Source organism: Aphanizomenon sp. UHCC 0183 (assembly GCF_009712065.1).
Taxonomy (GTDB): domain Bacteria; phylum Cyanobacteriota; class Cyanobacteriia; order Cyanobacteriales; family Nostocaceae; genus Dolichospermum; species Dolichospermum heterosporum.
Genome location: NZ_VILC01000013.1, coordinates 70,602 through 82,366, shown reverse-complemented (window position 1 = coordinate 82,366; position 11,765 = coordinate 70,602). Strand labels below are relative to the sequence as shown.

General features: G+C 38.8%; 13 protein-coding genes. 9 read left to right on the top strand and 4 right to left on the bottom strand.

Annotated elements, in window-relative coordinates; genetic code table 11:
- Positions 1-178 precede the first annotated feature (178 nt).
- From FJR37_RS06830 to FJR37_RS06805, 6 genes are all read left to right on the top strand, one after another.
- Positions 179-844, top strand: a complete 666-nt coding sequence (locus tag FJR37_RS06830; RefSeq protein ID WP_039199348.1) for a nitroreductase family protein — start codon at positions 179-181, stop codon at positions 842-844.
- Positions 845-1,446: 602 nt separating this feature from the next.
- Positions 1,447-1,947, top strand: a complete 501-nt coding sequence (locus FJR37_RS06825; RefSeq protein ID WP_027401298.1) for a DUF2231 domain-containing protein — start codon at positions 1,447-1,449, stop codon at positions 1,945-1,947.
- The gene (locus tag FJR37_RS06820; RefSeq protein WP_039199347.1) at positions 1,944-2,555 is read left to right on the top strand and encodes a DUF2231 domain-containing protein; all 612 of its coding nucleotides are present in this window, start codon (positions 1,944-1,946) and stop codon (positions 2,553-2,555) included. Before FJR37_RS06825 ends, FJR37_RS06820 begins: the two co-directional genes overlap by 4 nt.
- A gap of 89 nt (positions 2,556-2,644) precedes the next feature.
- Complete coding sequence (locus tag FJR37_RS06815) at positions 2,645-3,571, top strand: cytochrome c oxidase subunit II (protein ID WP_039199345.1); 927 nt, start codon at positions 2,645-2,647, stop codon at positions 3,569-3,571.
- Between the two features lie 170 nt (positions 3,572-3,741).
- Positions 3,742-5,394, top strand: a complete 1,653-nt coding sequence (ctaD, locus tag FJR37_RS06810) for a cytochrome c oxidase subunit I (RefSeq protein WP_168465625.1) — start codon at positions 3,742-3,744, stop codon at positions 5,392-5,394.
- Positions 5,395-5,573: 179 nt separating this feature from the next.
- Positions 5,574-6,176 carry a heme-copper oxidase subunit III gene (locus FJR37_RS06805; protein WP_039199341.1) on the top strand — a complete coding sequence of 201 codons (603 nt, stop codon included), beginning with the start codon at positions 5,574-5,576 and terminating at the stop codon, positions 6,174-6,176.
- Positions 6,177-6,532: 356 nt separating this feature from the next.
- Here the strand turns inward: FJR37_RS06805 and FJR37_RS06800 are convergent, their stop codons facing one another.
- The gene (locus FJR37_RS06800; protein WP_168465624.1) at positions 6,533-6,736 is read right to left on the bottom strand and encodes a hypothetical protein; all 204 of its coding nucleotides are present in this window, start codon (positions 6,734-6,736) and stop codon (positions 6,533-6,535) included.
- Positions 6,737-7,122: 386 nt separating this feature from the next.
- Between FJR37_RS06800 and FJR37_RS06795 the strand changes: the two genes are divergently transcribed.
- Positions 7,123-7,377 carry a hypothetical protein gene (locus FJR37_RS06795; RefSeq protein ID WP_039199340.1) on the top strand — a complete coding sequence of 85 codons (255 nt, stop codon included), beginning with the start codon at positions 7,123-7,125 and terminating at the stop codon, positions 7,375-7,377.
- A gap of 75 nt (positions 7,378-7,452) precedes the next feature.
- Here the strand turns inward: FJR37_RS06795 and FJR37_RS26385 are convergent, their stop codons facing one another.
- Positions 7,453-7,587 (bottom strand): hypothetical protein, encoded by a 135-nt coding sequence (locus tag FJR37_RS26385; protein WP_268811984.1) that lies wholly within the window; start codon positions 7,585-7,587, stop codon positions 7,453-7,455.
- Between the two features lie 19 nt (positions 7,588-7,606).
- On the bottom strand, positions 7,607-8,473 hold the full coding sequence (locus tag FJR37_RS06790) for a shikimate dehydrogenase (RefSeq protein ID WP_168465623.1): 867 nt from the start codon (positions 8,471-8,473) through the stop codon (positions 7,607-7,609).
- Positions 8,474-8,571: 98 nt separating this feature from the next.
- Here FJR37_RS06790 and FJR37_RS06785 point away from each other — a divergent pair, with 98 nt between their 5' ends.
- Positions 8,572-9,474 carry an alpha/beta fold hydrolase gene (locus tag FJR37_RS06785; protein ID WP_053538719.1) on the top strand — a complete coding sequence of 301 codons (903 nt, stop codon included), beginning with the start codon at positions 8,572-8,574 and terminating at the stop codon, positions 9,472-9,474.
- A gap of 207 nt (positions 9,475-9,681) precedes the next feature.
- Complete coding sequence (locus FJR37_RS06780; RefSeq protein WP_053538720.1) at positions 9,682-10,143, top strand: pyridoxamine 5'-phosphate oxidase family protein; 462 nt, start codon at positions 9,682-9,684, stop codon at positions 10,141-10,143.
- A 40-nt stretch (positions 10,144-10,183) separates the two neighbouring features.
- Here FJR37_RS06780 and ilvA read toward each other — a convergent pair whose 3' ends face one another.
- A complete protein-coding gene (ilvA, locus tag FJR37_RS06775; RefSeq protein ID WP_290601884.1) occupies positions 10,184-11,755 on the bottom strand; it encodes a threonine ammonia-lyase, biosynthetic in 1,572 nt (523 codons plus the stop codon).
- Positions 11,756-11,765 lie beyond the last annotated feature (10 nt).

The window sequence follows — 11,765 nt, the reverse complement described above, 5'->3', positions numbered from 1 at the left end:
ACTTATACTGAGTTAAACAGTGTTTATACTGTTAATCAGTTCAACCATGACCAGTGGCAGAAAATATGCAATTTACCTTACGGTTGATTGAAGTGCATTCTGAATAACAGTCCATCAATTGAAATGCGTACAAAAAAGCGTTACCCTAAGCACATAGGATAAAACAGAGGAAAATACCGTGACTTCAAATACCCAAATCAAAGCATTAGACGTACCTACTGCCATAGTACAACGTCGTTCCATCAAAACCTTTAAACAAGATCCCATCTCCCCAGAACTACTTAAGCAACTGGTAGAATTAACCGTAGCTGCACCCAGTAGTTTTAACGTCCAATCGTGGAGAATAGTTTTAGTGCAGGACAAAGCCCAAAAAGAAGCATTATGTGCAGCTTCTTGGAAGCAACAACAAATTATTCAAGCACCTGTTACCTTTGTTTTCGCGGCTGACGCTGCTGCGGGAGGAAAAGATTTAACACCCATTTTAGAGCAAGGTGCAGCCACTGGGGCTTGGAATGAGGGAACAGTTAATTATTTTAGAGGTGCGATTCCCCAATTTCAAGCTAGTTTAGGAGACAAGCTCCGGGAATACGCCATTAAAGATGCCATGATAGCTGCTACGAATTTAGTGTTAGCAGCGGAAAGTTTGGGTTTATCCACCTGCTTTATGAATGGTTGGATTGAGGAACAGGTCAAAGCTATAATTGGTGCAGAAAATGACCCAGATATAGGTATTGCTGTTTTAGTACCTGTAGGTTATGCGGCTGAACCCCGCTTAAATCCCGGTCGGCTACCATTATCTGTGAATGTTTCTGTAGATAGACTGGATAATCCCTATCAAGGCTAATTAGGGATTTGGGGATTTAGGTTAGTATAAATACAAATATCAGTTGACGGCGATTTTTGGATCAGTGAATTGCATTTTGTCTCACGCAGAGGCGCAGAGGCGCAGAGAGAGAATATTGCACAGAATCATCTTTCTTTGTCTGCGTTAATCTGCGTTTAATTATTCTTGAAATCTTATTCAACCCAGATCATACCTACTGTAAAAACTATATATTTCGGTCTTTTAAATTACAAAGTGATAATTTGTAATTGTACATCAATAAACATAAAAATATTTGGTTTTGATTTAAAAATATTGTAATAGAGCCAAGATCAAAATCTGTTGTTGTCTCTCTCATTAATTCTAGAAGTTCTGCTTTTAGTTTTTTGGACAATTCATAAAAATTTACATCTAGTAAATTCAACCTCTAACAGTGATTTAGTTTAGCTACATCCATAATTGCTGTTGTCACTATGAGGAAATAACTTGACCAAAAGTAATTGGCTATTTGGTTATACATTGCAGCGAACTCACAGCATATTTATCAAATAATTTATTGATGTTAGTGAGTATCTAGCAATTATTCAAGTTTGGCTAAGGAGTAGTAAGTCTAGGAGAATTTAATGCTGGATTTTTTCACTTCATTGAATGAGCATAATTTACCATATCCAGATCCCTTACATCCTATCGTGGTTCACTTTGTAATTGCGATGGTTCTATTTTCTGTTTTTTGTGATGTCGCTGGGTATTTAACTGGGAAAACTACCTTATTTGAGGTGAGTTGGTGGAATATGTGTATTGCCACAGTAGCTATTTTTGTGGCGATTATTTTTGGTCAATTTGAAGCTGGTTTAGCGAAACCCTACGAACTGGCTAAATCAGTATTAAATGTTCATACTCTTATCGGTTGGTCACTTTCAGGTATTATTGCTGCAATTACAGCTTGGCGTTATGTTTTGCGAAGTCGTAACTCAAAAAAACTTCCATTTCATTACATAGCTGTGGCAGTTTTATTAACAGTGCTGGTTGGGTTTCAAGTATATCTTGGTGATGAACTTGTATGGGTGTATGGCTTACATACTGTACCTGTTGTGGAAGCGGTAAAGGATGGAATCTTGCCATGAATTCAGAATTATTAGACCAAATTAGTCACCAAATGGGTGCAAATGGTTTACCTTATGCCATTCCGATTCATCCTAATTTGGTACATCTCACATTAGGTTTATTTATCATTGCCATTATCTTTGATCTTTTAGGTGTATTTTTTCCTGTGGAAAAATGGTTGTTCAAGTTTTTGGGAATTAAGGTTGAACGTTCTCAATTATTTGATGTGGGCTGGTACAACATTTTTGCTGCGGCTGTGATTACATTTTTCACGGTTGGTGCAGGTTTTTATGAAATGTTGTTGGCAGCCCCACCAGCAGATATCAAAAGTCCTTGGGGAATGCTGGCAATGCCGACAATGATGTGGCATGGTGTGGGCGGCGTATTGCTATTAGCGATGATTGTCGGTATGACCTTTTGGAGAGGTTGGCAACGTTACGTTATTGGCAAATACGAAGAGAGAGAAGTTCAAATTTCTTACTTGGTTGTCGGTGTAATTATTATGTTACTAATGTATTTTCACGGCACATTAGGAGCGCACTTGGCAGCAGATTTTGGTGTTCACAATACAGCCGATAAATTACTAAGAGCCGGAAAAGACATCAATCAAATATTTGGTAATCGGTAATGGGTGATTAGTAATTGGTAATCGGTAAAAATTCTTAGCTAACGACCGACCACTGACTACTGACTACTGACAACTAACAACTGACCATTATGAAAATTCGGCAATTTCTCAACTTTTTGACCATAGTTACTGGGGCAGTTGCGGTAACTCTTTCTAGTCTATGGATTGGTAAACAGGCTTATTCTTGGCTTCCTCCTCAAGGGGCTGCTGAATCTCATCTAATTGATGATTTATTTAGCTTTTTGGTAACATTAGGATCTTTGATTTTCCTGGGAGTAACTGCTACTCTTTTCTATTCTATTTGTTTCCATCGGGCGAAAGCCAATGATTTAGGCGATGGTCCGCATATTGAAGGTAACGTTACTTTAGAAGTAGTTTGGACGGCAATCCCAATTATGTTGGTGTTATGGATTGCGGGTTATAGTTACCAAGTTTACGAAGAAATGGGCATCCAGGGACCTTCTCATCAGATCCATTTACATAATCCGATGAGGACAGAAACCGCTGATGCTGCACTGGGTGAAGCTTCAGCAGTCTCAGCAGGTGAGAATTTAGAACACATTGATGTATTAGCTAAACAGTGGGCTTGGGTGTTTCATTATCCTCAAAGCAATGTTACCAGTACAGAATTGCATTTACCGCAGGGTAGCCGTATCCGTCTAAATCTCCATTCGGAAGATGTACTTCACGGGTTTTATATCCCCGCTTTCCGCCTCAAACAAGACATTATTCCTGGTAACGACCTCGACTTTGAATTTACCCCCATTCGCTCCGGTACCTATGATTTGACTGACTCTCAGTATAGCGGTACATACTTTGCCACTATGCGAGCCAAGGTCGTTGTGGAATCACCTAGCAACTATCAGCAGTGGTTAAGCAAAGCTGCGAGTCAAACACCCAGCCCAGCCCCTAACCAAGCAGCTTCCGAATATGCCCTAAAAATAGAAAACGGCATTGACAGCGGTTGGAAAACTGTTGAACCCGCAGCACCTCCATTAGTCAATTTCCCTGGTTAACTTTGTAATTTTTCTTTGCTACTGACAACTAACCACTAAGTAGGTTGGCGTTGAAAATTGTCGTTATAGCAAGGCAAGAGGCAAGAGGCAAGAGTAAAGAAGTTTTCAGCGATTTTAAATTTCTTTACACAGTTTGGTTTTATTGTGTTCACCTACTTAATAACTGACAAATGGCTAACATCCCCATTCATATCACTGGTGAATCACATCACCACGAACCGCCCCAAACCTGGAGAACCTACTTCAGTTTTAGTACAGACCATAAGGTTATCGGTATTCAATACCTCGTTACCTCTTTTATTTTCTTCCTGGTTGGTGGTATCTTCGCTATGATTTTGCGCGGGGAACTCATCACCCCCGAAGCTGATTTAATAGACCGCACAGTCTACAACGGAATGTTCACTATGCACGGAACAGTGATGCTGTTTCTGTGGACGTTTCCCTCTCTTGTTGGTATGGCTAACTACCTCGTTCCCCTGATGATTGGGGCGCGAGATATGGCATTTCCCCGCCTCAACGCCGTCGCCTTTTGGATGGTTCCTGTGGTGGGAATTCTCCTCATGGCCAGCTTCTTTGTCCCTGGTGGACCTGCTCAATCTGGCTGGTGGGCATATCCCCCCGTTAGTACCCAAAACCCCACGGGAAACTTGATTAATGGTCAAGTTCTTTGGTTATTAGCGGTGGCTATTTCCGGTGTCTCTTCTATTATGGGTGCGGTGAATTTTGTCACTACTATTGTGAAAATGCGATCGCCGGGAATGGGTTTCTTTAGAATGCCTCTCTTTGTTTGGGCAGTATTCAGCGCCCAAATTATCCAATTATTTGGACTGCCAGCTTTAACAGCCGGGGCGGTCATGCTACTTCTTGATATTACAGTGGGAACTGCCTTTTTTGATCCTACTAAAGGCGGAAACCCGGTGATGTTCCAGCATTATTTCTGGTTCTATTCTCACCCCGCAGTTTATGTGATCATTTTGCCTATTTTCGGGATTTTCTCAGAAATCTTCCCGGTTTATTCTCGCAAACCTTTATTTGGTTATAAAGTCGTTGCCATTTCTTCCATGTTAATCGCTGTAGTTAGCGGCATTGTTTGGGTACACCATATGTATGTCAGTGGTACTCCCGGTTGGCTACGGTTGTTTTTCATGGTGACAACCATGTTTGTTTCTATTCCCACAGGGATTAAGGTATTTGCTTGGGTGGCAACTATTTGGGGCGGTAAAATTCGCCTCACTACACCCATGTTATTTGCTTTGGGTGGTTTGGTAATGTTTGTTTTTGCTGGCATTACAGGAATTATGCTTTCTTCTGTTCCTGTAGATGTTCATGTTAATAATACCTATTTTGTTGTCGGGCATTTCCATTATGTTCTCTATGGAACTGTAACTATGGGAATGTATGCCGCTATCTATCATTGGTTTCCTAAAATGACGGGCAGAATGTTCCACGAAGGTTGGGGAAAAATCCATTTTTGGTTAGCATTTATCGGCACAAATTTGAATTTCTTACCCATGCATCCTTTAGGTTTGCAAGGGATGTTACGCCGGGCAGCTTCCTATGCACCTGAGTTAATTGGTTGGAATATTGTTGCTAGTTTGGGTTCTTTTCTGTTAGGAATGTCTACTCTTCCTTTCATCTTCAATATGTTAATTTCTTGGATGGGTGGAGAAAAAGCTCCTGCTAATCCTTGGAGAGCAATTGGTTTGGAATGGACTGTTTCTTCTCCTCCTCCTGTTGAGAATTTTGAGGAAATTCCAATTGTTACTTGTGAGCCTTATGGTTATGGTAAGTCTGAATTAATGGCATCTTCTGAACATGAGTAATGGGTAATATAGCGATTCTATTTGATGTATGAATTTGATTTTTTAACGAACCGCAGAGACGCAGAGGGCGCAGAGGAAGAGAAGGAAGAGAATTTTTTACGTCTTATTTAGAATCGCTATAGTTTTTCTCGTTACTTTTTTCTTAATTACTAGTTTCCTGGTTTTGGAGTTTTTTAACAATGGATAGTTCTGTTTCTCCTGATGATTTAGATCATGTTAGTCATGAGCATGGACATGATGAAGAAGGCAGTAAAATGTTTGGTTTTATTGTGTTTCTGTTATCGGAAAGTGTTATTTTCTTAAGTTTCTTTGCTGGCTATATTATCTACAAAACTTCTGCTGTTAATTGGTTGCCGACTGGTGTTTCTGGTTTGGAAGTAAAAGAACCTAGCATTAATACTGTGGTTTTGGTTGCTAGTAGTTTTGTGATTTTCTTTGCAGAAAAAGCCCTAGAAAGACATGATTTAAAGACTTATCGGCTGTTGTTGTTTTTAACAATGGCTATGGGTGGTTATTTCCTTTTTGGACAAGCTGTGGAATGGAGTCAATTAGAATTTGGCTTTACTTCTGGTACGTTTGGAGGAATGTTTTATCTCTTAACTGGTTTTCACGGTTTGCACGTTTTTACGGGTATTCTATTACAGTTAATTGTCTTGTTGCGTTCTTTCGTTCCTGGTAATTTTGATAATGGTCATTTTGGCATAAATGCCACTTCTTTGTTTTGGCACTTTGTTGATGTTATCTGGATTATTTTGTTTCTACTTATCTACGTTTGGCAGTAGGTATTTTAGTAGTAAAAAATCAATAAATTATCTAGGGGTTTAGCATTGCTAAACCCTTATTCATGTATTTGTATAATAATTACAAAATCATCTATTTGGGAAAATAGCGATAAATTTCTTTTCGGTGTAAAACTCTTTCAAAAATGAATGTTTCACCATCAAAAATAATACCAAGACGATAATCACCTATGGGAATCCCATAAGCATTATCATATCCCTGAAGTTTTTTGATATTTGTGATTTCTGCAAAATTTGATATTTCGATTATTTCTTCAAAAGCAAATTTCTTAATAGACTCATAGGTGTACTTTTGAGTGCTTTCAAATCTTTAATAAAACTTGGTAGATACTGGGTATTCACTCTTCTTCTAATTCCGCTAAAGCTTCATTTAAATTTAATGGCTTCTCATTTTCTACTTCTTTCATAGCTAGAATAAGTCCTTCATCTTCTATCGCTTCTAGCAACCGTAAATAGTCTTGAAAATCCACGACCACTTTTTTGATATTACCTTCAATATCAGTAATCAATTCTTGAGCGAAGGGATATTGATTAGCTTGCATTTTGTTTATATAGGATTAGTATTTTACTATTTACATTTAATGTAACATATTTTTATCAGGCTGAATTTGAGTCGTTCTTTCATTCCTGGTAATTACGATAATGGTTACTTTGGTGTTAATTCAACTTTGTTATTGAATACTTACTACGAGCTTATTTTTTTGTGTCTATTGGCAGCAATAACAGTCAGAAGGCGATATATAGTAAATTTACGAACATAGCTACAACTTATACCCAGTATTTTTTTGTAAAAATAAGTAAATTTACTTTTGTTAATTACTTATAAGTATGTTTATTATATAAGAGGTTTTTAGCAGTTCTTTTTGATGAAGAACATCGGGACAAAACTTGCCGTCAAAGCAATAACGAGAAATTAAAACATCGTCTCATGTTATCTGTTGCTTGGGAAATTGCTATTGCTGACGGAAAAATTGAGTTTTCGGAACTGAAACTTCACAATTGCATGGCAGATAAGTTAGGTATTTCACGGGAAGAAGTCAAAGAAATTCGTCGGGTAATTAACCTCAAACATCACCAAGAAATTTTAGTATCAGAGGAAATCATAGAAGCAAATGTTTCTAATCAAAAATTACTAATGCCTGTCCGAGAAGTATATCTTCTTAAGGCAGCAGAGAATCTTTAATAAATTGCCTCTCACCCTTATAGCGTGAGGCTAAATCAGCCTAACTTTAATTTCTCTGCTGTTATTTATAAGCATCTAAATTAGATTGTGAATATCACGCGGTGGTATTTCATCTGCTGTCAAAGTCATAATTTTACCATCTCGCAAAATACTAATAGATTCTCCTAACCTGCGATGTCTTTCTATAGCATTTGCGATCGCAAATTTCACACCAGCATCTATTTTCCTGTTATATCTCCAGGTGATTTTGCAATGCTTGACGCATTTCGTTGACGGGAACAGTATCTTGTTGCAACCAGATTTTTAAGGCTGCTGCACCCTGTTGGACTAGCATTTCTAAACCATCAATAATAATTGCTCCTTGTTTTTCGGCTAGATGCAAAAATTTTGTGGGTTTAGGGGTGTAAATTAAATCATAGACAATGGCATCACCAGGCAAATAACTAATTTCTTGACTACTCAATGGCGATTCTTCAATATGGGGATACATTCCTATAGGGGTCGTATTTACTAATAAGTTAGCTTGATGAAGTAGGTTTGGTAATTCTGTCCATTCATGCACCTGAAATTTATCTGCAAAGGGTGAATTTTGCCAACTTTGATGAAATGCCTGTAATTTCTGTAAATTCCGCCCGACAACATGAATTTCTGCCAAGCCGAGTTGAATACAACCAGCAACCACAGCCCTCGCTGCACCACCATTTCCTAAAATTACCGCTCTTTTCTGACTCCAATCTTGATGATATGTTGTTTGTAATGGGGCAATAAATCCTTCCACGTCTGTATTTGTCCCCACCCATTTATCACCTTGACGAGTGACAGTGTTCACTGCACCGATAGCTTGGGCGATAGGGGAAATTTCGGATAATAACGGTAATATTGCTTGTTTATGGGGAATTGTAATGCTAAACCCTACAATACCAATACTAGCAAACCCGGCGATCGCTCTCTCCAAATTCTCCGGTGCAATGGGAAAAGGCAAATACACATAATCTAATCCCAGTTTAGTTAAAGCCGCATTGTGCATCAATGGTGACAGAGAATGTGACACAGGATGTCCAATAACTCCCAAAAGTTGTGTTTTTCCAGTAATCATTTTTATTTTTATTAGTTGTCAATTGTTAGTGGTCAGTTGTCCGTTGTTAAATAATTTAATTTACAATTATTCACAGTAACTTAATATTTCTTCGCAATATGCAAACAAGTACCACTCCTTCTACAAATCCGATTCCTGGTCAATATTGGCAATGGCGCGGACACAACGTATACTATGTCCAAGCAGGAGCAGCACAAACCCAACGTCCACCCTTGCTATTGGTACATGGTTTTGGTGCTTCCACAGACCATTGGCGCAAGAATATCACAGAATTGAGTGCAGATTTCCAAGTATTTGCCATTGACCTCTTAGGATTTGGGCGTTCCGCAAAACCTAATTTACAGTATAGCGGTGACTTGTGGCGCGACCAACTCCATGATTTTATTAGTGAAATTATTGGTCAAAAGACCATTTTAGCAGGTAATTCTTTAGGTGGTTACGCTTGTTTATGCGTTGCTTCCCAACGTCCTGACAGTGCGGCAGGTGTAGTATTACTGAATAGTGCAGGTCCATTTTCCCAACCAGAAAATCAAATTCAACCTTCTATAAATCCTCTGCAAAAACTTCTAGGAAAAACTGTTACATGGTTTTTTAAACAACGTTTAGCGCAATCTTTGTTATTTCAATATACCCGCCAAAAGTGGGTAATTCGCCGAACATTAGAAAAAGTTTATCTTGATAAAACGGCAATTACAGATCAATTAGTAGCAGAAATTCAGCGTCCGGCTTTTGATAAAGGGGCGTTAGATGTATTTGTTTCTGTTTTTAGCAGTCCTCAAGGTCCGAAAGTTGACATCTTACTCAAACAATTAACTTCTCCTTTATTGTTATTATGGGGAGAAGCAGATCCTTGGATGAAAGCGCGAGAACGTTCACAAAAGTTTCATGAATATTATCCCCAATTAACAGAATATTTTCTCACAGCCGGTCATTGTCCCCATGACGAAATTCCTGAACAAGTAAATTCACATTTACGTGATTGGGTAATTAATTTGAGTTAAAAATAAAATGGGCGGGCAAGATGCCCACCCCATAATATTCTAATTATGACTTTATCCAAGTGACATCTTATTTAAGGCATATTTATTTAGTCATAAATTGGTAAGAACAGATTTTGATAATTACCTCTTTAGACTCACGTATATAAATCGAAAAACCTTAACACTAAAAATATCACTAATGTTTATAAAACTAGAATTCTAGAAATAATGACACAATCTTTAGACACAAAACCACAAGTGCAGGAATTGCGTAAATTGCTTGAAGGTCTTGAATGTGGGATGTTAACCACAATTGATGATGATGGCAGTTTACATAGTCGTCCCATGTCAATGTGGAATGAAATTGATAATGATGCCACACTCTGGTTTTTTACCCCAGCTAATTCCCATAAAGTCGTAGAAATTCAACATCATCAACAGGTGAATGTGAGTTTTTCCGCACCTAATCAAGAACGATTTGTTTCCATATTAGGAACAGCCCAGTTAACAAGAGAACGTCAGGAAATTCAATCAAAATGGCAGCCAGGATTAGAAGTTTGGTTTCCTAAAGGCATAGATGAACCCAATATTGCTTTATTAAAAATAAAAGTTAATAAAGTAGATTATTGGGAAAGTTCATCTAGTTTTATGCCGCAAACTATTAGTTTTTTGGAACTCTCACATCGTTAAATATCCCCGACTTCTTGAAGAAGTCGGGGATATATCAAAATTATCCTAAAAATAACTTATATGCCGGATTATCGCTTTCATGCCAATAGTGATAACCAAGATTATCTAAAAATGATTGCCATTCTGCTGTTTCATGGGGAGGAACTTGCATTCCTACCACAATTCGTCCATAGTCTGCGCCATTATTGCGATAATGAAATAAGCTAATGTTCCAATCAGGAGACATAGAAGTTACAAACTGCATTAATGCCCCTGGACGTTCGGAAAATTCAAAGCGATAAAGGAGTTCATTTTCTGCAAGAGGAGAATGTCCTCCTACCATGTGACGTAAATGCAGTTTGGTTAATTCATCATCTGTTAAATCTATGGTTTTTAAACCGTGAGATTCAAAATTTTCGACCATTTTCGCAGCGTCAGCACGATTTTCTATTTGCACACCTACGAAAATATGCGCTTCTTTTTCATCGGCAATGCGATAGTTAAATTCTGTCAGGTTGCGTTTACCAATACAGTCACAAAACTTTCTTAAACTACCCCTTTCTTCGGGAATTCTGACTGCAAAAATAGCTTCTCGACGTTCGCCAAATTCTGCCCGTTCTGCCACAAAACGTAAACGGTCAAAATTCATGTTAGCACCACAAGCAACGGCGATGAGGGTTTGATTTTGAATTTGTTCTCGTTCTGCATAGAGTTTTGCACCAGCGATCGCTAACGCCCCCGCAGGTTCTAAAATAGAGCGAGTATCCTCAAACACATCTTTAATTGCCGCACAGGTAGCATCTGTATCCACTAAAATAATTTCATCCACATATTGTTGACATAGGCGAAAGGTTTCTTCTCCCACTTCCCGCACCGCTACCCCGTCCGCAAATAAACCCACCTGAGACAATCGCACCCGTTCGCCAGCTTGCAATGATTGATACATGGCGTTGGCATCTACAGGTTCAACACCAATAATTTTAATATCAGGACGTAACCGTTTAACATAAGCTGCAATCCCGGAAATTAAGCCACCACCACCAATAGCCACAAAAATAGCGTGAATAGGTTGCTGATATTGGCGCAGGATTTCCATGCCAATTGTTCCCTGACCTGCGATAACATCAGGATCATCAAATGGATGTATAAAAGTCAACCCCTTTTCTGCTTCTAATTGTCGGGCGTGGGCGTAGGCATCATCATAATTATTGCCATGTAATACAACTTCTCCTCCCCGGGCTTTGACAGCATTGATTTTCACCTGGGGCGTAATTACGGGCATAACAATGATGGCTTTTGTTCCTAAACGACTGGCAGCTAAAGCCACACCTTGGGCATGATTCCCCGCAGAAGCTGCAATGACACCCTGTTTAAGTAGGTCTGGTGTGAGATTGACCATTTTGTTATATGCACCCCGCAGTTTGAAGGAGAAAACCGATTGCATATCTTCCCGTTTGAGGAGGAGTTTGTTATGAATGCGGTTGGAAAGATTTGGGGCATATTCCAATGGTGTTTCTTGGGCTACATCATAGACGCGGGCGGTGAGGATTTGTACCAGGTAGTCGCAATACATATCAAGGGGGGGATTGGGGTTGGTTGTTAATTCTACCGCTTGTTGGGTCTTTGGGGTAATTAATGGTTTT